General features: G+C 45.4%; 20 protein-coding genes and 1 pseudogene. 14 read left to right on the forward strand and 7 right to left on the reverse strand.

Going from position 1 to position 22,840, the window contains the following annotated elements; all coding sequences use genetic code 11:
• Window positions 1-938: 938 nt before the first annotated feature.
• Window positions 939-2,243, reverse strand: a complete 1,305-nt coding sequence (locus FC83_RS06560; RefSeq protein ID WP_035455687.1) for an IS1380 family transposase — start codon at window positions 2,241-2,243, stop codon at window positions 939-941.
• A 126-nt stretch (window positions 2,244-2,369) separates the two neighbouring features.
• Between FC83_RS06560 and FC83_RS06565 the strand changes: the two genes are divergently transcribed.
• From FC83_RS06565 to FC83_RS06580, 4 genes are read left to right on the forward strand one after another with little or no spacing between them, the layout of a single operon-like run.
• Window positions 2,370-3,077 (forward strand): amino acid ABC transporter ATP-binding protein, encoded by a 708-nt coding sequence (locus tag FC83_RS06565; protein ID WP_035455684.1) that lies wholly within the window; start codon window positions 2,370-2,372, stop codon window positions 3,075-3,077.
• Between the two features lie 13 nt (window positions 3,078-3,090).
• The gene (locus FC83_RS06570; RefSeq protein WP_082622574.1) at window positions 3,091-3,915 is read left to right on the forward strand and encodes a transporter substrate-binding domain-containing protein; all 825 of its coding nucleotides are present in this window, start codon (window positions 3,091-3,093) and stop codon (window positions 3,913-3,915) included.
• Window positions 3,916-3,920: 5 nt separating this feature from the next.
• The gene (locus FC83_RS06575) at window positions 3,921-4,577 is read left to right on the forward strand and encodes an amino acid ABC transporter permease (protein ID WP_052005064.1); all 657 of its coding nucleotides are present in this window, start codon (window positions 3,921-3,923) and stop codon (window positions 4,575-4,577) included.
• Window positions 4,577-5,239, forward strand: a complete 663-nt coding sequence (locus tag FC83_RS06580) for an amino acid ABC transporter permease (RefSeq protein WP_035455681.1) — start codon at window positions 4,577-4,579, stop codon at window positions 5,237-5,239. The genes FC83_RS06575 and FC83_RS06580 overlap by 1 nt, the downstream gene beginning before the upstream one ends.
• A 65-nt stretch (window positions 5,240-5,304) precedes the next feature.
• Here the strand turns inward: FC83_RS06580 and hflX are convergent, their stop codons facing one another.
• On the reverse strand, window positions 5,305-6,579 hold the full coding sequence (gene hflX / locus FC83_RS06585) for a GTPase HflX (protein ID WP_035455679.1): 1,275 nt from the start codon (window positions 6,577-6,579) through the stop codon (window positions 5,305-5,307).
• A gap of 173 nt (window positions 6,580-6,752) precedes the next feature.
• Window positions 6,753-7,034, reverse strand: a complete 282-nt coding sequence (locus FC83_RS06590; protein ID WP_035455677.1) for a hypothetical protein — start codon at window positions 7,032-7,034, stop codon at window positions 6,753-6,755.
• A gap of 294 nt (window positions 7,035-7,328) precedes the next feature.
• On the opposite strand from FC83_RS06590, the gene FC83_RS06595 reads away from it, so the two are divergent.
• The 3 genes and pseudogenes from FC83_RS06595 (at window position 7,329) to FC83_RS06605 (ending at window position 11,468) form a co-directional block, all read left to right on the forward strand.
• Entirely contained in the window at window positions 7,329-8,081 is a 753-nt protein-coding gene (locus tag FC83_RS06595) for an ABC transporter ATP-binding protein (protein ID WP_057002557.1), read from the forward strand.
• A 14-nt stretch (window positions 8,082-8,095) separates the two neighbouring features.
• A pseudogene (locus FC83_RS06600) lies at window positions 8,096-9,886 on the forward strand (FtsX-like permease family protein).
• Window positions 9,887-10,037: 151 nt separating this feature from the next.
• Window positions 10,038-11,468: a DHA2 family efflux MFS transporter permease subunit gene (locus FC83_RS06605; protein ID WP_035455675.1), complete on the forward strand. Its 1,431-nt coding sequence runs from the start codon at window positions 10,038-10,040 to the stop codon at window positions 11,466-11,468.
• A gap of 56 nt (window positions 11,469-11,524) precedes the next feature.
• Here FC83_RS06605 and FC83_RS06610 read toward each other — a convergent pair whose 3' ends face one another.
• From FC83_RS06610 to FC83_RS06620, 3 genes are read right to left on the reverse strand one after another with little or no spacing between them, the layout of a single operon-like run.
• On the reverse strand, window positions 11,525-12,193 hold the full coding sequence (locus FC83_RS06610) for a histidine phosphatase family protein (protein ID WP_035455672.1): 669 nt from the start codon (window positions 12,191-12,193) through the stop codon (window positions 11,525-11,527).
• A 16-nt stretch (window positions 12,194-12,209) separates the two neighbouring features.
• Window positions 12,210-13,115 carry a proline-specific peptidase family protein gene (locus tag FC83_RS06615; protein WP_057002558.1) on the reverse strand — a complete coding sequence of 302 codons (906 nt, stop codon included), beginning with the start codon at window positions 13,113-13,115 and terminating at the stop codon, window positions 12,210-12,212.
• A 50-nt stretch (window positions 13,116-13,165) separates the two neighbouring features.
• A complete protein-coding gene (locus FC83_RS06620; protein WP_156405574.1) occupies window positions 13,166-15,400 on the reverse strand; it encodes a phosphoketolase family protein in 2,235 nt (744 codons plus the stop codon).
• A 129-nt stretch (window positions 15,401-15,529) separates the two neighbouring features.
• On the opposite strand from FC83_RS06620, the gene FC83_RS06625 reads away from it, so the two are divergent.
• The 4 genes from FC83_RS06625 (at window position 15,530) to helD (ending at window position 18,881) form a co-directional block, all read left to right on the forward strand.
• Window positions 15,530-15,712 carry a hypothetical protein gene (locus tag FC83_RS06625; RefSeq protein WP_035455693.1) on the forward strand — a complete coding sequence of 61 codons (183 nt, stop codon included), beginning with the start codon at window positions 15,530-15,532 and terminating at the stop codon, window positions 15,710-15,712.
• On the forward strand, window positions 15,709-16,137 hold the full coding sequence (locus tag FC83_RS06630; protein WP_057002560.1) for a fluoride efflux transporter FluC: 429 nt from the start codon (window positions 15,709-15,711) through the stop codon (window positions 16,135-16,137). Before FC83_RS06625 ends, FC83_RS06630 begins: the two co-directional genes overlap by 4 nt.
• Window positions 16,134-16,496: a fluoride efflux transporter CrcB gene (gene crcB, locus FC83_RS06635; protein WP_235184379.1), complete on the forward strand. Its 363-nt coding sequence runs from the start codon at window positions 16,134-16,136 to the stop codon at window positions 16,494-16,496. The genes FC83_RS06630 and crcB overlap by 4 nt, the downstream gene beginning before the upstream one ends.
• A 66-nt stretch (window positions 16,497-16,562) precedes the next feature.
• A complete protein-coding gene (gene helD / locus FC83_RS06640) occupies window positions 16,563-18,881 on the forward strand; it encodes an RNA polymerase recycling motor HelD (RefSeq protein ID WP_035455668.1) in 2,319 nt (772 codons plus the stop codon).
• On the opposite strand, the gene FC83_RS06645 is transcribed toward helD, so the two are convergent.
• Complete coding sequence (locus FC83_RS06645; protein ID WP_035455666.1) at window positions 18,825-19,394, reverse strand: SGNH/GDSL hydrolase family protein; 570 nt, start codon at window positions 19,392-19,394, stop codon at window positions 18,825-18,827. The two genes, helD and FC83_RS06645, sit on opposite strands and share 57 nt — an antisense overlap.
• A gap of 80 nt (window positions 19,395-19,474) precedes the next feature.
• Here FC83_RS06645 and FC83_RS06650 point away from each other — a divergent pair, with 80 nt between their 5' ends.
• The 3 genes from FC83_RS06650 (at window position 19,475) to guaA (ending at window position 22,625) form a co-directional block, all read left to right on the forward strand.
• Entirely contained in the window at window positions 19,475-20,005 is a 531-nt protein-coding gene (locus FC83_RS06650; protein ID WP_057002561.1) for an acyl-CoA thioesterase, read from the forward strand.
• 16 nt (window positions 20,006-20,021) lie between these two features.
• Window positions 20,022-20,948: a type I pantothenate kinase gene (gene coaA, locus FC83_RS06655; RefSeq protein ID WP_057002562.1), complete on the forward strand. Its 927-nt coding sequence runs from the start codon at window positions 20,022-20,024 to the stop codon at window positions 20,946-20,948.
• Window positions 20,949-21,083: 135 nt separating this feature from the next.
• Window positions 21,084-22,625: a glutamine-hydrolyzing GMP synthase gene (gene guaA / locus FC83_RS06660; protein ID WP_420805623.1), complete on the forward strand. Its 1,542-nt coding sequence runs from the start codon at window positions 21,084-21,086 to the stop codon at window positions 22,623-22,625.
• Window positions 22,626-22,840: the final 215 nt, after the last annotated feature.

A 22,840-nucleotide genomic window follows, 5' to 3' on the forward strand; every position in this document is an offset into this window, starting at 1 on the left:
GCGTAACTCAAGGAGTTACGTCTTTTATTTTATTATGAGTGAATAATTCAGGTTTAATGATAGAAACGTTTTTCGAAGATCGATATCGTTTTCTCTTCGTCGGTCTCTTACTCATAATGCTCCCCCACTTCATTTAACACTCGTTTATTAATCTCCTAATGATCAATGAAAATTGTAAGTGACGTTCAAAACGCGAGCAGTCATTTTTCCATGTACCATGAATTTTAATGTGCTATTGAACAGAATCAATAACAAATCCGGTGCAACAACTGAAAAGAAGAACAATGTCCAAATGGCTTTGCTCATTTAGCTTAGTTCTTTCACTAAGTTATCCCAAAATAGCGTATTACCAGTAAAATATATGCTCACATTATAACATGATTAAATATAAATGAGTACTCCTGAATTAATAGTTATCATCCCGAATGATTCACTCGTACTTTTAGAAAGATTTATTGCGAGCTAAATTCGAATATAAAACTTCAAATAGGACCGTGGTCAGCATGATTTTTAAAAATCAGCTCAGTATTTTACGAAGTTGGCCCTTGAGGATACAACAAATAAACGCCAAAAGCGTAGCTTTTAAAAACATGTCATTGTTTAACAAAAATCATGGTCAGGTCGACAGCTGGATATTATTTAAGACCTGCCAGAACAGGTCGTCAAAAGGGTTGCTTTTGGTCAGGTGGATCTTCAGTTTACGGGAATGCCGTGCAAAACTAGCACCGATCTTAACCTGAATGATTCATACCTGATTTCAGAAAGCTTGTCATAAAGATATTTTCTTTATATTTTAGGCCTGAATTTCAAATTGATGGTAGTGCTTTCAAACTAACAGCTGCTCTTTTGAGAAAATTTTGATTTGATGCACAACAAATAAATCGAAGGTGATGACCGGCGATTTTAGGGAAAGATTCCGATGACAAAGCTGTTCCGATTCAAGACAACATTTGAATATTGTCAAAAACCTGCCAAAAAAGGTCATCATAGGGATTACTGCTGGTCAAATGGATCTGGAGTCTGCGGGCATGGTAGGCAAATGTCGCGCCAATTTTCATAAGTTTTAGCCTGATTGTATTGATCGTTCCCAGCACTTTCTTTTCATTTGAGGTTGGAAAAACTTCGTTTTCCATTGATTTAATGATGTTATAAGCGATTGCACTTAGTAGCATGCGCACTTCATTTACGGCGAATTTTGGACTGTCAGTTTTATCAAAGTAAAAACCGTTTTTAAGTTCCTTGATGTAGTTTTCCATGGTACCACGATGACGATAGACTTTGACGACTTCTTCAGGAGCCAAAGTATCAAGTGTTGTGATGAAAAATTGAAAATTAGGGACTAAAAGCTTATTCAAAGTGGCCATGACAATGATCTGACGGGGGTGCTTCCAGCTGCGTGCCTGATAAGTCGACCTGTAAAAGTAAGTAGTCCCGATTTCTTTGGACCGTGAACCCGGATTATCTCTAAACAGCTTTTGAGCCTGGGCGACTAGGCGAACGTTAGATTTCAAACGGATAACATAATCGGCCTGACGCTTTTCAAGCATGTCATAAATTTTAGGGTCAGCAAAGCCGCTATCTGTCCGAACAATAAATTTCTGGTCGGGGTGACGCTTTAAAATGGCTTTTAAAAATTTATCTGCATCCTTGGAAGTATAGACATTTCCCGGACGTAGTTCGGCATCTACTAATAAACCTGAGCCAGCCAAGAAAACAACAAAAGGATGGTATCCTTTAGCGTGGTAGTGGAAATTATAGCTAGAGTTCTCTTGATGACCATAGGTAGCACTATTGGTCGAATCAGCATCTAAAGTAAAAACTTGATCTGGATTGGCGTTGATATAATCATCGGCAGAACTTGCCATTAGCTTGTGCATGGCTTTCAACGTACACTTTCTTGCAAGTCTATCTAAAAACCTTGAAAAGGTAGATTGCGACACGACCCCATGAGGAAGGATTGCTTGAAATATCGGGTCATACCGTAAGGCATTGGCATCTCTGTCTTGGTTATAACCTGCGACCAACTGATAAATGGCCTGGTGAAGAATAGATGTTTCTGGATATTTGGAGAAATAACGATCGTCATTGAATTTAAGGATGTCATAAAGTTTATTCAAAAACTTCGTTTTGTTTAGATATTCATGAACTAGGATAAGGCCTGTATTGGAAGATGTGGCGTTGCCCAGATCATCAATTTGAATTTTGGGATTGCTTTTTAGTGTTTTTTGCCGTAATTTGTACATATGGTTTCTCCTATTATTTTATTTTAGACGATTCAATAATATCATAGAGAAACCATTTCCGCCGCACCTTCTGGGTGCGGCGGTGTACATAGGCAATGCGGCGTAGCTCATGGAGTTGCGCTTTTTATTTTATTACGAGTGAATAATCCGGGAGATATTAATTTTACAGTAGATAACGGTGAGGTTGTCACCATAATTGGCCCATCTGGCTCCGGGAAAAGTACGTTGTTGCGCTGTATTAATGGGTTGGAATTAATTTCATCCGGGCAGTTAGTGGTCAATAATTTCGATTTGGCCGACAAAAAAACTGACATGAATAAGATGCGTAAGAATGTGGAGATGGTCTTCCAGCATTTTAACCTCTATGCCAACAAAACCGTTTTACAAAATATCACCTTAGGGCCCACCGCGGTGTTGAAACAATCCAAAGCCCAAAGTGAAGATGAGGCTAAGAAGTTGTTGGATTTGGTTGGTTTGGATAATAAAGCCAACAGTTTCCCAGACCAATTATCTGGGGGCCAACAACAACGGGTAGCTATCGCACGTTCTTTAGCCATGAAACCCAAAGCCCTCTTGTTTGATGAACCCACCAGTGCCTTAGATCCTGAAATGATCGGGGACGTGTTGCAAGTTATGAAGACCATCGCCGATCAAGGCATGACCATGGTGGTGGTCACCCACGAAATGGGGTTCGCCCAAGAAGTTGGTGACCGTATCGTCTTCATGGACGATGGGCGGATCCTAGAAGATCGCAAAGACGTGTCAGAATTCTTCAAACAACCTGAAGATAAACGGGCCCAAGAATTCTTGTCTAAGGTTATCAAACATATCTAAAGGAGGGCCAGTTATGAGGTTGAAGAAGAAAAATTGGTTGTTGATTCCCATGTTACTGGTCTTGGGGCTGACAGTTTTGGCCGGTTGTGGTCAAAAGAGTGTGGCTTCCGAAGATGTTTTAGCCCGGGACAAAGCCAACAAAACCGTCGTTTGGGGCGTGAAAAGTGATACCCGTTTGTTTGGCTTGATGGATATCAAGACCAACCAGATCCAAGGCTTTGATATTGATATCGCCAAGGAATTATCCCACCGTATCTATGGGAAGGATGTCAAAATCGACTTAGTCCCAGTTACCAGTAATACGCGACTGCCACTATTAAAAAATGGGAATGTAGATGCGCTGATTGCCACCATGACCATTACCCCGGAACGGCAAAAGCAAGTTGATTTCTCTGATGTTTATTTCGATGCCGGGCAAGCCATCTTGGTTAAAAAGGGCAGCCCTATCAAAAGCGTGAAAGACTTGAAGGCCGGCACGAAGGTTATTGGGGTCCAGGGTTCTAACTCCGTGGACAATGTCAAAAAAGCCGCCCCGGATACCCGGGTGCTGCAATTGGCTGATTACGCCCAAGCCTTTACGGCGTTGAAGTCCGGCCAAGGGGACGCACTAACTACGGATAATGGGATTTTATATGGGATGTCTTCAGATGATCCTAATTACGTGGTTGTGGGCGGCACCTTTACCAACGAACCTTATGGGATTGCGGTGAATAAAGGCCAAAAACCGTTTTTGAAGGCTATTAATAAGAACTTGAAAGCTATGCGTCAAGATGGGACTTACCATAAAATCGAGCAAAAATGGTTTGGTAAGATCCAAGGCTTTCACCAAGGGAGGTAAGCGCCGTGTTCGAAATCTTTCAAAATTATGGTAGCCAACTCTGGAGCGGGTTTGGCTACACGTTGTTATCTAGTTTATATGCCTTGATTGGCAGTTTAGTGATCGGGACGTTATTTGCACTTTTTGAAATTAGTCCTATTAAACCACCGCGGGTGATTGGGAAGATTTACGTGGAAATCTTTAGAAATATTCCCCTGCTGGTCATCGCCATGATTTTTTACATCGTGGTACCCCAGTACTTTGCCAAAATCGATGGCTTTACGGCCGGGACCATTGGCTTGACGATCTATACCTCAGCCTTTATCGCTGAAACCGTCCGGGCTGGGATCGAAAGTGTGGATGTGGGTCAAATGGAAGCCGCCCGTTCCAATGGGATGACTTATATTCAAGCCATGCGCTTTATCATTTTGCCCCAAGCCATCAAAATCGTCGTACCGCCATTGGGCAACCAATTCATTAACTTGGTTAAGAACTCCTCTGTGTTAGCCTTCTTAGCCGGCTTTGATTTGATGTATCAAGGCAATATTATTGCTTCGACTACTTTTAAGACCACGGATACATATTTTGCCGTGGGGCTGTTATATTTGATCATCACCTTGCCCATGAGTTATTTGATGCGTTATCTGGAGAAGAAATGGTCTACGGAAGGGGATGAAGCCTAATGAATACATTTGCCCAAGCGTATCAATGGGTTAATTTACGGTATCTATTAGAGGGCTTGTGGATCACGGTGGAAGTTTCCGTGATTTCCATCATCTTCAGCTTCCTGATCGGTGCAGTCTTTGGCCTATTGCGTTATATGAAAATTAAGTATTTATCAATGATCGTGGGTTTCATCGTGGATATCATTCGGAACTTGCCATTACTGCTGATTATCTTCTTCACGTATTTTGGCTTACCGAATATCTTAGGGGTCCGCTTTAATACCCTGTGGGCCACGATCATTGCCATGACGGTCTTTGAATCGGCCATGTTAGCGGAAATTATCCGCAGTGGGATTTTAGCCGTGGATCGGGGCCAAATGGAAGCCGCCAGATCCAATGGGCTGACCTATTGGCAAGCCATGTATCATATCATCTTGCCCCAGGCCATTAAAAAGATGATTCCACCCATTGTCAGTCAGTTCATTTCCTTGGTGAAGGATACCTCACTGGCCACCATCATCGTGTTGCCAGAATTGATGTATCACGCCCAAGTTATTTACGGCCAGAACACCAACTTCATGATTCCCATGTTCTTGGCCTTGGCGGTCTTGTACTTCATTGTCTGCTACGCCCTGTCCCTGTTATCTCGCTTCTTAGACCGGAAGTTGTCGGAAGCTTAATATTAAATTACGTCAAAAAAGAGCCTTGCTGCGAAAATTTGCGGCAAGGCTCTTTTTTTCATGATTTATTCGGTAACGACATAAGCCTTAACTTTGCCTAAGACTTCAGGGGCCAATTGGACCTTCAGTTGGGTGCCGTCATTGGTGTAATCCCGGTCAATGATCCGGGCGTGGGAGGTAACATATTCGGTGACGTTACCTTTGGTGAAAGGAATCAACAAGGTGACCACCGGATTGTTGGCAAATAAGCGCTGTTGGATCATGTCGCTTAAGCGTTCAATACTGGCGTCGTCTTTGGCCGATAGGTAAATTTCATTCCCGGTGACCGTGGGATAAGTCATGTCGGTTTTATCGGCTTTGTTATAGACCTCGATCACGGGGATGTCGGTGATGCCCAGTTGATGGAGGACCTTGTCAGTGACGTCCATCATTTCTTGATAATTAGGATTGGCATAATCCACCACGTGGAGCAATAAATCCGCGTTGCTGGCTTCCGCCAAAGTAGCCTTAAAAGATTCCACCAGGTTATGGGGTAGTTTGGACACAAAACCAACGGTATCACTCAACAAAAAACTCAATTGGTTGGGTAAGTTGATTTGTCGGACACTGGTATCCAAAGTGGCGAATAACATATCTTTGACCATGACTTGCTTTTCGGCGGCGTCTTGATCGTAATGGGCCAACAAAGCATTCATGATGGTGGACTTGCCAGCGTTGGTGTACCCCACTAGAGCAACTTTGGGAATCAGGCTCTTTTGCCGTTCTTTACTTTGTACATCTTGGCTTTGCATCAATTGTTTCAATTCGTTTTGCAGGCGGGAAATCCGTTTACGTAAAACTCGCCGATCCAATTCCAACTGGGTTTCACCAGCCCCCCGGTTGGCTAAGCCACCGGAAGCACTTTGCTGATCCAAGGGGTTGCTGGAAGGGTGGATCCGGGGCAGTTCATATTGTAAGCGGGCGATTTCCACTTGGGTTTTGGCCAACTTGGTTTGGGCCCGGTCGGCGAAAATCCGTAAAATCAAACCGGTGCGGTCGATGACATAAAGTTTGGTCAAGTTTTCCAGATTCCGAATCTGGGAAGGGGTCAACTCGTCGTTTAAGACCAACAACTTGGCATCGGTATCTTGAGCGGTTTCTTTGATGTCCGTGACTTTCCCGGTGCCAAAATAAGTGCCGGCAATGATTTTATCACTGTTTTGGACAATGGTGTCCACCACATCTAAATTATTGGCGGCGGCTAATTGGGCTAATTCTGACATGGTATAGTCAAAATTTTCGGTGCCTAGATTCACACCGCCTAATATAACTTTTAATTTTTCATCTGCTATTTTTTGCATTCAATTCTCCTAACGAAAAAAGCTAGTTAGACCTACTTTTCTATGATAATTGTAACATTTTTATTGATTTACGTGTGAATACTGGTCTGATTGCCTCGAAGCATCTATCTAACTGAAAAAATACCACTCGACTTTAAAAATCGAGTGGTATTTCTTTAACAGCTTTATTAAAATTAAGAAGCAATAGCAGTGTCAAAGCGCGCGTCTTCGAACATGTAATAGTTGTCTGTCCGAATATTACCGTTGGCATCCATGATATTGTCCACGAATTTGCGGAATTCAGGCTTAACTAGGGCGTAGAATTTGGTAATGAAATCAATCACACCCATTGGCGTTAAATCAGCTTTGTCTTCGTGTTCTTTTTTAGTGTTTAACAGCTGCGCCATTTTTGCGCGATTTTCAGGTTTTGTATTTTTTAAGACGTAGTTTTTAAAGTCATTTTCGATGTTTAGCAAGTAAAAAATCTCCTTTATGCTTGTGCGTGTAAAAGCGATACAGAATCTTTACATTCAACTTGGACATTAGTATAACACGCTTTATTTAATTTACAAGTCCGTCCCAAGACTGATTTATACCAATTGTCAAACGCTAAGCATTTGAAAACGCCGTTATTTTAGTAAAAGTAGCCTTTAGTTTGCCAGTCTTACAAAAATGTTACAAAATAGCGACAAATTGTAAGACCTATCCCACGAAGAATCACAGCAGTTATTTTACAATAGAATATATTAAGTTTGCAAAGGAGAAACATTATGGACAACATTGTAACCGTCAACCAAGTCACCAAGACCTATGGTGGTCAAAACGAGAAATCATATCAAGCCTTAAAGGGCATTAGTTTTGACGTTCAAAAAGGGGAATTTGTGGGGATCATGGGGGCTTCCGGCTCTGGGAAAACCACCCTGTTAAATATATTATCTACCTTAGATACTGCTAGTTCTGGCCAAGTTACCATTGATAACCAAGAAATTACCCAATTGAAGGGTAATGAACTGGCGGATTTCCGGGCCAAAGAAATTGGCTTTATCTTCCAGGATTTTAACCTTTTGGAAAATCTTACTGCTCGGGAAAATATTGCCCTGCCATTGTCCCTACAAAACGTGGCGGCGGCTAAAATCAACGCAGCCGTGTCTAAAATTGCCCAGCGCCTAGCTATCACAGAAATTTTAGACAGTTATCCCACCCAAATTTCCGGGGGCCAAAAACAGCGGGTGGCCGCTGCTCGGGCCTTGGTCAGTGAACCAGCGATTTTATTTGGGGATGAACCCACGGGGGCTTTGGATTCTAAGAGTGCCCGGGATCTATTGGAAACCATGGATGATTTGAACAAAAACGACCAAGTATCTATTTTACTGGTGACCCATGATCCTTTTTCCGCCAGCTATTGTCAACGGATTTTGTTCATTAAAGATGGCGTTATTAGCACCCAATTACAACGGGGCAACCAGGATCGGCCAACTTTCTATCAAGAAATCTTGACCACACTGGGCACGTTTGAACAATAGGGGGGTGTTGAATTTTGTTAATTAAATTAGCGTTAAACGGTATTAAAAGCCGTTGGAAAGACTATCTGGTCTTATTTTCTGGGTTAGTGATCGCCTCAGCCATTTTTTATATGTTTGAAGCCTTAGCCACCAATCAGAATTTTATCAAGCAAAATACCACCATTGGCGCGGCCGTCATTATTTTCCAATTGGGTTCTATTTTGTTGGCCATTATCACCCTGGTCTATATTCTGTACGCCAACTCTTTTTTGATGACCATGCGTCAGCGCACCTACGCCACCTATATGATGTTAGGGGCCAAGAGCGGTAAGATTGGCCAGTTGATTTTTATGGAAACCTTGATTATCGGCATCGTGGCCACCTTGTTAGGGATTGTGGTGGGCACTGGTTTAGCTTATGGTGTGGGGACTTTGTTAATGCAGCGCATGGGTGGGACCATTCATAACTTTCAACCCTTATATCCTTTAGCCATTTTCATCACCCTGGCCTTTTTCATGGTGTTGTTCTTGATTGCCGCCATCATTAACCGGCGCCAGTTGTTAAAACAGCCGATTTTAAAATTATTGCACAGCAGCAATACCCCAACGGCTATCAAACATCGTCCCGTGGTATGGCTCATTGAAGCCATCGTGGGCGTGTTGTTACTGGCCACTGGTTATTGGGCCATGATCCATCTAGGGGTCTTAGGCTTGGTCTTAGCCCTCATCACCATTGTCTTAGGCAGTTACTTCGTCTTTAACGCCTTGGCTATTTGGGTATTAAGTCTCTTACGGAACGCTAAATTAGCCAGCAAGGGTTTAAATAAATTCACCATTGCCTAATTAACTTTTCGAATTCATGACTATACCCGCCTGTTATCCATGGTATCCATTCTCTTCGCTTTAGCCCTGGGGGCCATTACCGTGGGGATGGGGTATTACAATCAAATTCCGTTGATGGCTGACAATGCCCCAGATGCCTATGACGCCGTGGTATATAATCCCACTCAGGCCGAATTGCGCACCATCAACGACCTCCATGTGAAAAGCCGCAGTCAGTATACCTTCAAAGCCACCAGCGGGACGGTTTATTGGAACCGCAGTGAATTTGACAAGTATCCTTTGTTAATGGTGGACCCGGAACAGTCTGATTTAGGCAATGTGAAATACGTTAAAGCTGACGTGGCCAAGATGGCCAACCCGGATACCAACGAATACTTACGTCTGCGGGATATTTTATTGCCGGATATGCGACAACGGGACAGTAAAGTGGTCAGCGCCGCTGAATTTAATCGGGTGGGTGGTCCCAGTTATCAAGTCACCGCCCTTAAGGTCCAGAATTTCCGCAATGACTTGCCGACTATTAAAGCCTTATTTAACAGCCAAGCCAAGCGCTTCCCGCAAATTAAACAAGATGATGGCAGCTATAAATACGCCTTTTATACGCAGTTAAACGGCCTGTTCTCTGGCCTAGAGTTCATGGGCTTCTTCTTAGGGATTGCCTTTTTAGCTATGTTAGCCAGCTGCTTGATGTTCAAGATCTTGTCTGGCGCCGCCAACGACGTGCAGCGTTACCGCATGTTGCGCAAGGTGGGTGCGCGGCAAAAACTCTTGCACCAAGCCATTCGCCGGGAAGTCGGGGTCTTGTTCTTACTGCCAGGTATCTTAGGGGTGATCCACGTGCTCTTCGGGCTGCGCATGTTCCAAGCCATCATGGTTCAGCCTTATTATAAAATCTGGATTCCGTTCTCTATTTTCCTAGTTTTATATGCTCTGTATTACCTGATTACCACTTATCTATATCGCAATATTGTGTTGCGAAAATAGAAATCGTTTTGTCTGGTCACCCGAATTGTTTGGGTGGCTTTTTTGATTGGTGACGTTTTCTAAAAAAATTACTTACGACAAAATTTTTTATGTGCTACAGTAATCAAATGTTGTTTTAATAGGTTTTTTAGAGTAGGAGTGTCAGAAATATATGGAAAATAGCTATACCGGAACGTCAGAAAAAAAGGTGGCCCAGGCTGCTAAACCTGTGGCTAAGCCCTTTAGAGCCATGTTGGGGATGTTGATTGGCGGTTTTGTGGGGATGCTTAGTGAGACGTCCTTAAACATCGCCTTGCCCAGTTTAATGACCCAATTACACGTGGGCATTGGGACTTTGCAGTGGCTGGTCACCGGCTACATGTTGATCATTGGGATCGTCTTGCCTTTATCCAGTTTATTGAATCGTTTATTCACCACCCGGCAAATCGTTTTATTCGCCATTTTAGATTTCATGGTGGGGGCCGTGATCAGTGCCCTTGCCCCAAATTTCGCGATTTTATTAGTGGGGCGGATGATTCAAGGAATTGCCACCGGGTTGATTTTACCCACCATGTTCACCGTGGCCACTTTGATTTTTCCACCCTATAAGTTGGGGTCAGCCATGGGGATGATTGGCTTAGTGATCATGTTTGCCCCAGCCATTGGGCCCACCTTAGCGGGATTGATTTTAGGGATTTCGTCTTGGCATTGGATTTTTTGGAGCTTTTTGCCCTTCTTATTGATCGGTTTTATCTTAGTTTTGAAATACTTACCCAATGTGGGGAATGTCACCAAGCCCAAAATTGATGGTTTTTCCATCCTGTTATCTACCTTAGGCTTTGGGGGCCTAGTTACTGGGGTCAGTTTAGCCGGGGATTCAGGTTGGACGTCGCCCGCTGTGTTAGGCACCTTAGTGGTGGCCTTGGTATTACTGGCCTGGTACATTCGCCGGCAATTAAGTGCTAACACCCCAATTCTAAACTTCAAAGTCTTCGCCAACCGCCAATTTCGGGTAGGGGCCATTGTGGTGATGTTAGACTTTGGTATTATTTTATCTTCGATGTACTTGTTGCCCATGTTTTGGCAAAATGGCTTGGCCATCCCCGTGGCTTTGACCGGGATCGTCATGTTGCCTGGGGGCATTGTCAACGCCATTACCTCCGCACTGGCGGGCCGCTTCTCCGACCAACTCAGTACCCGGTTATTGACCGTCACCGGCTTTATCATCACCATCTTGGGCATTGTGGCCTTATTGTTAGCCAGTGCCACCGCGCCAACCTGGTATGTGATCATGGCCCACATCATCATGATGATCGGTGTTCCTTTGGCCATGTCGCCAGCGCAAACCTTTGCCTTAGGGGCGTTAGACCGACAAACTTCTGGGGATGGCAGTACCATCATGAATACCTTCCAGCAAATTGTCGGCGCCATTGCCACGGCTGTGGCTACTAGTTTACTGGCCTTTGGACAACAAGCTAGCAGCGGGGCCCACCAAGTGGCCTTCACTGCCGGGGTCCATGTGGGCTTGATTTTTCCATTGGTCTTAGCCATTGTGGCTTTGATTTTATCGTTAACCATTCAAAAACAACCGCAAAAAGCCTAATAAATAGCGCCCTGAAGACGTCAAAATCTTCAGGACGCTATTTTATTTACAACGCATTATTCGGGAATGTCACCCTCAGAATTATTGTAATCCAAGACGGTGATACCTTCTTCTGTTAATTGAATGGTGGTGATACTGCCATTTAAAGGCGAGTGCATGATATCAAATTTCTTCTCGCCGAATTTATCCACAATACTGCGAATGGTGGTGCCATGGGAGACCATTAAAACTTTGTCCCCATCCCGGGCCTGTTCCCGCAGCCACTTGAAACCTTTGGCTAAGCGGGTCCAATACTCTGTGGCACTTTCCGCATCCCCAGTGGCATCCACTTCGTTTAAGAAATCCTTGGTGGCATCTAGGGAGTATTCTTTAATAATATCCTCATAGGTTTTGGTCCCATGGGAAGATCCCGCAAAGACCCAAGTCTTCCCAGCATCTTCACCTTCAAAATAGCCATAGAACTCTTCTCGGAATAATTCGGTCTGGGAGAAGGGGATATGGGTGTTGATGTTGTGGGATAAGAGGATTTCGGCCGTATGAATGGCCCGCCCTCGATCAGAGGAGTAGCAGTGGTCAAAGGTGATGCTTTGCAAACGCTTGCCCGCTGTATGGGCATCGGCGATCCCTTTAGGGGTCAGCGGTGAGTCCGACCAGCCTTGCATGCGATTGTAACGGTTGAAATATGTTTGACCATGACGCACTAGGTAGACAGTCACAGTTTTCATCTAAGTTAACCTCACTTTAGTCGTTAAAATTGCCGGATTCCACGTCTTTAATAAATTTCTCTAAATGTGCAAAATAAACGGGTGCATTGTCGATCATATGGTGATGGCCGCCATTTGGTGTTGTTTCCAAACGGGCATGGGGGATTTGTTTAGCCATGCGTTTGGCAGAGCTAACGGGCATGGTTTCGTGTTCCCCAAAGGTCAACAGGGTTGGCACTTTGATATTTTGAATTTGGTCTCTTAAATCAAATTCCTTTAATTTGCCGGTGACCACGAATTCATTATCCCCTTGAAAGGCGTTGTAAACTGGCGTGGCCATGGTGGAAATCAAATGGCTGATAGCCGGTGGTTGTTTCCGGTCCACATAGCCCTTGTTTAAGATATCCACATAACCTTGGTAACGGTCGTTATCCCAATCGCCTTTAGCTTCGCAATCCTTCATGAAGGCCACTGCATCAGCAGGCAAAGCTGCTTCTCTGACTTGGTTGATATGGACCACGTATTCATCGATGTTATCGATCATACTGGAAATAATGGCACCTTTTAAGTGTTGGCCATATTTCAAAGCATACATCATGGTCAAAGCGCCGCCCCAGGATTGGCCGATCAAGTAGAAATTGTCTAAGCCCAGCTTTTGCCGCACTTCTTCCACTTCGTCTAAGAAGTAGTCATAGGTTAAGTATTTTTTGGCAATTTCTGGATCGGAATAGTCCGGTTGATCGGAATAAAAGGAGCCTAATTGGTCGTACATGGAAACCTGCACACCCAAATCAGCTAATTTTTCACCGAAGTTTTCCCAGTATTCGTGGGTGCCACCGGGGCCCCCGTGGAGACAAAGGAGTTGAATATCGCCCTTGCCCTGGGTGTTGGTCCAAAGATGGTAGCCGTTATCTAATGTGAGAATTGTTGTGCCTTGTTTCAAATAAATTCGCTTCCTTTCAGTTTCAAAAACTTACCTTAGTACAATCTTACTTATTTTTTAGCAGATTGCAAAGGCTTAAATTGCCAATTGGTGATTTCTGGTAAATCGACGCCTTGATGCACAATTTGTTGGTGGTGTTTTTGCAGCATTTGGTCCATTTGGTTAAATAGCGCGGGATTGCCGTGACCCTTGTCAGCTAAGCATAGGAGAGCTTCTTTGGCCACATTGAAGCGGTCAATCCCGTTTTGTACCCGTAAATCAAAGGGCGTGGTGACACTGCCCACTTCCCGATAGCCATTCACAAATTCTGGGTAGTGATGGCGGTGGGCTAATAGGCCCCCCAGGGTCAAAGGATAACCGTGGAAATTGTAAATGAAGGGGCTGTCTTTAGGGAACAGGCTATCAAATAAGGTGTCGGTGATGCCCCGAGGATTCAAGCGGGGATGTTGCAGCCGCAGTAGGTCCACCACCAAAACCACCCGGATGGTGATATTGGGCATGGCTTCCCGCAGGATTTGACTGGCGGCTAAGACCTCTTCAAAGGGTTCACTGCCACTGGCCGCCAGCACCAAATCGGGGCTGTCCGTGGCATCACTGGCCCAGTCCACCACACTTAAGCCCCTGGTGAGCAGGGTTTGGCTGCTGGTCAGGTCAAACCATTGGGGCGTGGGACGTTTGGGGGTGATCAGGTAATTCACCTTTTGATGCAGGCGCACCATAAGATCCATGGTGGTCAAGGTGGTATTCACATCCACCGGCAAATAAAGGCGGACCAATTCCGGATTTTTCGCCGCTAAGCTATTTAATAAATCCGGATTTTGATGGGTGTAGCCATTTTTATCCTGTTCCCACACCGTCGAGGTCCCAATCAGGTTCAAGGCGTTGATATCTTTATGCCAAGCATAACGCTGGGCCTGGGTGAGCCATTTCAAGTGCTGGGCGATCATGGAACTGGCAATGGGTAAAAAGCCTTCGTAGGAAATAAAGGCCCCGCTGCCCCCGGTCATCAAGAAGCCCTCCAATAAGCCCTCATCCATGTGCTCGGATAAAATATTGCCCATGACGTGGGCACTGTTTTCAAAGCCATTGGAGTTGATTTCATCGGGACTAAAGAGACGCAGCTGGTCGGGCTTGGGATTTTGCTGGGACAGTTTGCTGAAGTACGTATTCAAAACCTCCGTATTGCTGGCTTGACTTGCCCCAGGGGTAGTGATGGCCAAGGCGGTTTGTTTTAAGGCATCCCGAGTTTTTAAGGCCAGGCCTTTGCGGTTGGTGTAGTCATTATCGGTGACATGAAAATTATCCTCTGGCAAGAGATCGGCGATACCCTGGGGTTGGCCCTGGTCGTTGAACAGCTTGTGGGGATGATAGCTGGTCAGCCACTTGTTTAACCCATGGACATCACTGGGGGCCACGGGCAATTGATGACTGGCCACGGTGCCCACCGTGCTGGCCGGGCCGGTTAAGCCTTTAGGAGTCTTTAGCAAAATCACCGGCCATTTGTCCACATCAAAGTAGGCCATGGCTTGATCAAAGGCGTGGGCTAATTGTTTTTGCAAAGCGACGTCGGCCACACTGCTGGTGACAATGATGGGTTCATAGTCTAGGCTTTGAAAATAAGCCGTTAACTCCGAATCGGTCATTTGGGCCAGGCGGCTGGTGTTTTCCATGGTCAAGCCGTTGATGGTGACCACTGGCAGCACTTTCCCGTCTTTTTGGGTCAAATTATGATTCAATTGCCAAGAGGCTTGCAAAGGACCCGTTTCCGCTTCCCCGTCGCCCACGATACAGACCGTCAACAGTTTCTTATGGCCCAAAACCGCCCCGAAACCATGGACCAGGACATAGCCCAGTTCACCCCCGGGATGAATGGCCCCGGGAATGGCTGGTCCGGGATGGGAGGCAAAGCCAAAGGGGGCCGCAAAACGTTGGCAGAGGCGTCGGAGTCCTGCCGGGCTTTGGTCCAGCTTGGGATCGATTTTCACTAAATCGTTATTTAAATAGGCATTGGCCAGTAAGGCCGCGCCCCCGTGGCCGGGGCCTTGGAGGACTAAGGTTTGCTGGTGGTATTTTTGAATCAAGCGGTTCACTTGGGTGAAGATCAAGTTTTGCGCTGGCACAGTGCCAAAGTGGCCGCTGACCGCCGCTTTGATGTCACTGGCCGCCAAGGGCCGCTGTAATAGCGGATTATCTTTTAAGTACATCATGGCCACAGTCAAATAGTTGGCCGCACTGGTGAAATGTTGCATGGCTTTAAAATAGGTTTTGTTATTGTATTCAGACATAAAAGTAATCACTTCTTTCTGAAGTTGCGTCAGGTTACCTTCATTATACAAAAGATAGCCCCGTAATAGTTAGAAATCCGTGTTAAAATAAAGAGAAATCTAATTCTTGAAAGGAACGACGACTTATTGATGACACGACAGAAACAATCCTTGATTGCCGGCATTATGGCGATTATCGGCTTCATTATCGGCCTATTCACCCATCACATTTTGCTAGGCTTATTTGGGGGCTTAGCCATTGGTTATTTGATTACTTTTTGGATTCCTTATTTGAAACGCAACACCAAGGGAAAGGGTGGTCCTAAAGCATGACCACCTTATTGATTGGTTTTATGGCGCTGTTTGGTGGGGCGGCCCGGTTAGGCCTGTCCAACCTAATCCCCGCGGTCCATGGTTTTCCCTGGGCTACCTTTGTGATTAATTTAGCCGGGGCCTTTGTGTTGCCCCTATGGACCCAGTGGTTAGGGGAGCAATTGAATTTATCGGAACGCTGGATCTTAGCCGGGGGTACCGGTTTTTGCGGCGCCTTTACCACCTTTTCCACCTTCAGTGTGGAAACCATGCGCTTGGTGGTGGCCGGCCGTTACGGTTTAGCCTTGACCAATGCGGGCTTGTCCGCGGTATGTGGCTTTGCCCTAGCGTTGGCTTCGGTCACCTTAGCCCAACATCTGCTGAAGCAACAGAAAGAACAGCGTTTGGTCACCGATGAAGAAGATAGAAACGAGATGAAATCATGATGCCTTACCTATATGTGGCCATTGGCGCTAGCTTAGGGGCCATGGGGCGCTACAAGTTCACAGCGCTGGTGAAACACCTAATTGAAACGAAACTCCCCTTAGCAACGCTTTTGATCAATTGGAGCGGGGCTTTTATATTGGCCTTTTTGTGGGGCGTCCAAGTGCCGCAATTTTGGTACCAATTCCTGGGCACCGGAATCCTCGGGGGCTTCACCACCTTTTCCACCTTGAATAGTGAATTGGCCGGCCTCTTGTATCAACGGGCTGTCCGGGTATTTGTGAGATATTTTTTACTGACCTATGTGGGGGGATTATTGTTGGCGGCTTTGGGTTTTGTTCTGGGACATAAGCTGGTTTGATTGTGGAATCCTGGGATTTATGCTATCATTGTTTATTAAAAATTTCTGCACATAAGGAGTTTTGATATGACAGCTAAACCTCAAAATGAACAAGCTAAAGAACAACGTCACTTAGACACGATTGTGGGTCAATTAGACAGTCGTATTGCAAAACTATCGCAAAAAATTAAAAATACCGAAAAAGATGCTGCCGACATTAATAAAACATTTTTCCAAGACGTGAAACTCAGCTATGGCAGTGATACCACCAACATGGAAACGGCTTTATCCATCCACCAGCAGCAACAACTACTCTTAGAGCGCAATAACAGCTGGGAATCCTCAGAACAAGAACTGGCTACGGTTGAAAAACTTAAGGCCAAGCCTTATTTTGCCCGGGTGGACTTCCATGAACATGGCGAACCTAAAAGCGAAAAAATTTATATCGGCTTGAGTTCCTTTGCCAATGATAAAGGGAAGTTCTTAATTTACGATTGGCGGGCACCCATTTCTTCAATTTATTATGAAGGTAAATTAGGGGATGTGACCTACAATACCCCTGATGGGGAACAGTCGGTCAATGTGGCCTTGAAACGACAATTTTTGATCAAAGACGACCAGATCCAGTCCATGTTTGACACCACCGAAACCATTGGCGACCAAATGCTCTTAGAAGTCCTGGGGGAGAAATCCACCCCCCAAATGAAGAGCATCGTCACCACCATTCAACAGGAACAAAACCGCATTATCCGGGATACCGATGCGGACCTGTTATTTGTCCAGGGGGCGGCGGGGTCTGGGAAGACCTCAGCTGTTTTGCAACGGGTGGCGTTTTTACTCTATCAATATCGGGGCAATTTAACCGCCAACCAAGTGATCATGTTTTCCCCCAATCAATTGTTCAATGATTATGTGGAAAACGTGTTACCGGAATTAGGGGAACAAAACATGGTGCAGCTGACCTATGGCCAATTTGCCGGCCGACGTATCCCCAATATGACCGTGCAAAGCTTAAATGAACAGTTTGAAAGTGACACCACTGACTTGCAAAAGGCGGTGAATCGCTTGAAGGCTAGCCTAGCTTTTTTCAATGCCCTGAAAACTTACGCCACCCACTTGGAACGGGCGGATATGCGCTTTAGAACCATTAAATTCCAAGGCGAAGACTATTATCCTAAGGGTAAAATCAAAGCTATTTATTATAATTTTAATGAGAATTATCACTTGGGCAATCGCCTGGAGGGCACCAAAGAAAAACTCATCCGCAGTTTGAATTCCCGGATTGATAAAGAAACCCGGGCAGACTGGGTCCAAGATGCGGTGCAAAACCTGTCCCAGGAACAATTGCAAAGTATGTATAGCACTGCTGATCAAGAATTTAATTCCAGCGATGCGGAATATAAATTCCTAGCCCGGCAGATCGTCATGCAACAACTAGAGTCGGTCCATCAAGAAATCGCCCGCAACCAGTTCGTCAACATTCGGGCCCAATACCTGCACTTTTTGCGCTCGGTACCGAAATTGTTGAACTTGGCGGATTTCGACCTGACCCCTGAGCAATGGGACCAGGAAGTAGCCCGGGTCAAGGACCGCTTGAAGGCTCGGACCATCACCATGGCCGACATCAGTCCGTATTTGTTCTTATACGACCTGATCACTGGCAAGCACGGGGATCGGGACATTCACTTCATCTTCATCGATGAAATCCAAGATTACACGCCGTTTCAGCTGGCGTATTTGCGCTACAACTTTCCGAAGGCGCGCTTTACCATGTTGGGGGACTTGAATCAAGCCATCTTCACCAAAGATGACAGCCAAGATCTATTGAGTCAGATTCAAACCCTGTTCACCGGCCAAAAAATCAAAGTGGTGCAGTTGACCCGCTCTTATCGCTCCACCCAACCCATCACCGACTTTACCAAGGCTATTTTGAAAAATGGCCAGAAAATCGATGCCTTCGATCGTCTCGGGCCTAAACCTAACATCCTGGTAGCCCCAGACGCAGATGCCACGGTGGATGCAGTGTTAAATCAATTAAAACAAAATGACGCTGCTAAATTAAGCACCGCCATTATTACCAAGACCCTGGCCCAAAGCCAAGACTTGCAACAAGCTTTGAAGGACGAGGGCCATACCGTTACTTTGATTCGCTCGGAAAACCAGCGCTTGGCCGCCGGGGATATTGTTATCCCATCGTATTTAGCCAAGGGCCTGGAATTCGACGGGGTCATTGCCTATGACCTGTCTGCGGCCAACTACCACGAAGAAGACGAGCGCCAGCTGGTGTACACCATTGCCAGTCGGGCCATGCACACCCTGACCATTATCGCCAATGGGGAATTGTCGCCCCTATTGGGGGATGTGCCAGCCAGTCTCTATACCACGGCAGATCAAGTGGCTAAGTAAATCATAACCAGTTTGCGTAAAATGAATCCCATCGGCTTGTAATAGGTCGTTGGGATTTTTTGTTTGCAGCATAGCTTCAAACAGATTTATCCAGGGCATCTTTAAGTCGTCGGCAGCTTGTTGGCTGGCCTGGACGAAGCGGGCGATGGTTGCCGGATTGCGATCCCCTAAACGTTGGCCGTCGGAATAAGGGGGACTCACCAGTAAAATTTTATCGGGGCCGATCACTTGGGCAATGGCTGCCGTTTGTTCTTGAAATAAGTCTGGGGTGATGTAATTGGTGCTGGAACAATCGTTGGCCCCAAAGAATTGCACCACTAAGTCCGGTTCTTCATCCAGGACTAAATCCGTGAGCCAGGCCTGGGCATCGTTGGTGGTAGCCCCGGGCATCGCCGCATTTACCACCGTGGTTTGGGGAAAATGACGTTGGATCAGGTCCTTAAAAATACTGGAGGTAAAGCCTTGTTTGTAGCCGGCAAAGATGGAATCGCCAAATAAAATGATTTTAAACACTGAAAATCCTCCTTTGTTATGTAAACGCTTCTTAAAGAATAGTATAATGGTTCCATATATTGAAATAAAGGATGTCGAAGATGGATAACCCAAGACAAGTCATTACCTGTAAACAAACCCTGGCTATTTCTAACCACCGGGTGTTTCCACAGGATTTAAATAATTTTGGTTTTATGTTTGGTGGACGGCTCTTAAATCTCTTAGATGATGTGGCCTCTATCTCAGTTTCACGTTTCATAAGAATGAAAACGGTCACAGCGGCCATTGACCAGTTCAATTTTATCAAATCTTTCCAAAAAGATGACGCCGTGTGTATTGAGACTTACGTATCTGGCGCGGGCCACCGCTCCATTGAAATATTTGCCAAGGTGATGGGGGAAAACCTCTTCACCGGGGAACGGTACTTAGGGGCGACAGCCTTCATGACCTTCGTGTTGCAAGATCATAAGGTGGTCACCAATGAACTAAAGCCAGAGACCGCCGAAGAAATTGCGGTGGTGGGCAGCTACGAACAACGCCGGGCCACCCGCAAACAAGAATTGGCAGCCAATGCCAAAATTGGGGAAAGTTTAGATTTAAGCTTGCCCTGGAAAATCAATCATCATAGTTAAGTGAGGCAAGGACGATATGGATTCAAATAAGACTTATTATGCATTTAGCAGAGAACAGTGGCAGCAATTTCATGGGAAGATGCGGACCAATAACATCACCCCTCAGGAATTGGCGCAAGTCAAAGCGCTAAATGATAATGTGTCCCTGGAAGATGTCCAGGTGATTTATGCCCCCCTGCGCCACTTGATTCATATATTTTTGAATCAGTACCAACAAGAACAAGAGGCTCTGGCCGATTTCATGGCCCAAAAACCCCGCCACGTGCCCTTCATTATCGGCATCGCAGGTAGTGTGGCCGTGGGCAAAAGTACGACGGCCCGGCTCTTGCAGTTAATGCTGTCCCGAGCTTATCCCAATTATAAAGTCCAACAGATTACCACCGATGGTTTTTTATACCCCAACAAAATCTTAAAACAGCGGGGGATATTAAATCGCAAAGGCTTCCCGGAATCCTATGACATGGAGGCGTTGTTGAGCTTTATGAATGCCGTGAAGGGCAATCGCCCCCACGTGGTGATCCCCAAGTATTCCCACCAAGTCTACGACGTGATCCCCGATGAATATGAAGAAGTGGACCAGCCGGATATCCTCATTGTGGAGGGGATCAATGTGTTGCAGCTGCCGTCGAATTCGCCGTTATTTGTCAGCGACTTCTTTGATTTCTCCATTTATGTGGATGCGGACCCTAAATTGATCGAGCAGTGGTATTTGGAGCGGTTTGGGGTCTTATTAGACACCGCCTTCACCGACCCGGACAACTATTACTATAAGTTCGCCATCGGCGACCGGGATGAAGCCTTTCAAATGGCCAAAGACGTCTGGCGGGATGTGAACTTGAAGAATCTAGAGCAATGGATATTGCCCACCCGCTCCCGGGCGGACTTAATTTTGCACAAGACCCATCATCATTTGATCGATCAGATTTTTTTGAGGAAGTTTTAAACTGGTGATTAATGAGAGTTTGGTCCGACATGTTGCATTTTCTGGAAAAAATAGATACTATTAGTTATTGTATGAAAAAAATTTTTTGTCGCGTAAAAATAAAGCTTAGGGGTGTTAGATTTGGCATCAACCGATATGCAAAATATCGATAAAATTATTGTGCTGGATTACGGTAGCCAGTACAACCAGCTGATCACACGGCGAATTCGTGAGTTCGGTGTTTATTCAGAATTAAAGTCGCATAAGATTTCCGCGGCCGAAATTAAGGAGATTAATCCCAAGGGTATTATTTTCTCCGGTGGCCCCAACAGTGTCTATGATGAGGGCGCTTTTGGGGTGGACGAAGATATCTTCAAATTGGGCATTCCAATTTTAGGAATCTGTTATGGGATGCAATTGATGTCTTACAAATTGCCTGGGGGCAAGGTTGAACCTGCTGATAACCGGGAATATGGTAAGTCTGATATTCATGTCACTGACAATAACACTGTGTTATTTAAAGACTTGCCAGCGGACCAAACCGTTTGGATGAGTCATGGGGATTTGGTAAAAGAAGTGCCAACTGGTTTTAAGACTGTAGCCACTTCACCAAACTGCCCAATTGCCTCTATTGCCGACGACAACCGCAAGTTCTACGGGATCCAATTCCACGCGGAAGTCCAAAATACGCAATATGGCCATGAAATTTTGAAACATTTCACTTTTGATGTTTGTAACGCTGAAGCGAATTGGTCCATGAACGATTTCATCGACCAACAAATTGCCAAAATCCGTGAAACCGTAGGGGATAAAAAGGTCCTCTTAGGCTTATCCGGTGGGGTGGACTCCAGTGTGGTTGGCGTGCTGTTGCACAAAGCTATTGGCACCCAATTGACCAGTATCTTCGTGGACCACGGCTTGCTGCGGAAAAACGAAGCGGACCAAGTTATGGCCAGCCTGGAAGGCAAATTTGGCTTGAACATCATCAAAGTTGATGCCAAAGAACGTTTCTTATCTAAATTAAAGGGCGTTAGCGACCCTGAACAAAAACGTAAGATCATTGGTAACGAATTCATCCGGGTTTTTGACGACGAAGCTGCGAAGCTAAACGGCATCGAATTCTTAGCTCAAGGGACCTTGTATACCGACGTGATCGAATCTGGGACCGATACGGCGCAAACCATCAAGTCTCACCACAACGTGGGCGGTTTGCCGGACGATGTGCAATTCAAATTAATCGAACCTTTGCGGACTTTATTCAAAGATGAAGTTCGGGAATTAGGGGAGAAATTGGGGATGCCATCTGAATTAGTTTGGCGCCAACCATTCCCTGGCCCTGGTTTAGGAATTCGGGTCATCGGCGAAGTAACCCCTGAAAAATTGACCATCGTGCGGGATTCTGATTACATCTTACGGGATGAAATCAGAAAAGCCGGTCTTGATCGGGAAATCTGGCAATACTTCACCGTCTTACCAGGCTTCCGTTCCGTGGGTGTCATGGGCGACGGCCGGACCTACGATTACACTGTCGGTATCCGGGGTGTCACCTCCATTGACGGCATGACCGCCGATTTCGCGAAGATTCCATGGGATGTCTTGCAAAAGATTTCCGTGCGAATCGTCAACGAAGTGGACCACGTCAACCGGATCGTGTATGACATCACCAGTAAGCCACCTGCTACGATTGAGTGGGAGTAAGGTACGTGTATTTTGATTGATGCTGAAATTTTGAAATATCTTTGAATATATAAGATGAAGTCGCTGGGTGAGTATCTGGCGGCTTTTTGTTTTTTTTGAAGGAATTTTCATTTTTGCACAAGATATAAATCATATTTTCAGAATATGCAGAATATTTATCCTGAATTATTCACTCATAATAAAATAAAAGACGTAACTCCTTGAGTTACGCCGCA

It is taken from the genome of Agrilactobacillus composti DSM 18527 = JCM 14202 (genome assembly GCF_001436375.1).
Lineage (GTDB): Bacteria > Bacillota > Bacilli > Lactobacillales > Lactobacillaceae > Agrilactobacillus > Agrilactobacillus composti.

Bases quoted from the DNA above. Each gene is read 5' to 3' on its own strand.
- hflX (WP_035455679.1), bottom strand. From the start codon at position 6,579: ATGCAAAAAATAGCAGATGAAAAATTAAAAGTTATATTAGGCGGTGTG.
- FC83_RS06560 (WP_035455687.1), bottom strand. From the start codon at position 2,243: ATGTACAAATTACGGCAAAAAACACTAAAAAGCAATCCCAAAATTCAA.
- coaA (WP_057002562.1), top strand. From the start codon at position 20,022: ATGGATTCAAATAAGACTTATTATGCATTTAGCAGAGAACAGTGGCAG.
- FC83_RS06570 (WP_082622574.1), top strand. From the start codon at position 3,091: ATGAGGTTGAAGAAGAAAAATTGGTTGTTGATTCCCATGTTACTGGTC.
- FC83_RS06625 (WP_035455693.1), top strand. From the start codon at position 15,530: ATGACACGACAGAAACAATCCTTGATTGCCGGCATTATGGCGATTATC.
- FC83_RS06650 (WP_057002561.1), top strand. From the start codon at position 19,475: ATGGATAACCCAAGACAAGTCATTACCTGTAAACAAACCCTGGCTATT.
- helD (WP_035455668.1), top strand. From the start codon at position 16,563: ATGACAGCTAAACCTCAAAATGAACAAGCTAAAGAACAACGTCACTTA.
- FC83_RS06595 (WP_057002557.1), top strand. From the start codon at position 7,329: ATGGACAACATTGTAACCGTCAACCAAGTCACCAAGACCTATGGTGGT.
- FC83_RS06605 (WP_035455675.1), top strand. From the start codon at position 10,038: ATGGAAAATAGCTATACCGGAACGTCAGAAAAAAAGGTGGCCCAGGCT.
- FC83_RS06580 (WP_035455681.1), top strand. From the start codon at position 4,577: ATGAATACATTTGCCCAAGCGTATCAATGGGTTAATTTACGGTATCTA.
- FC83_RS06630 (WP_057002560.1), top strand. From the start codon at position 15,709: ATGACCACCTTATTGATTGGTTTTATGGCGCTGTTTGGTGGGGCGGCC.
- crcB (WP_235184379.1), top strand. From the start codon at position 16,134: ATGATGCCTTACCTATATGTGGCCATTGGCGCTAGCTTAGGGGCCATG.
- guaA (WP_420805623.1), top strand. From the start codon at position 21,084: ATGCAAAATATCGATAAAATTATTGTGCTGGATTACGGTAGCCAGTAC.
- FC83_RS06620 (WP_156405574.1), bottom strand. From the start codon at position 15,400: ATGTCTGAATACAATAACAAAACCTATTTTAAAGCCATGCAACATTTC.
- FC83_RS06610 (WP_035455672.1), bottom strand. From the start codon at position 12,193: ATGAAAACTGTGACTGTCTACCTAGTGCGTCATGGTCAAACATATTTC.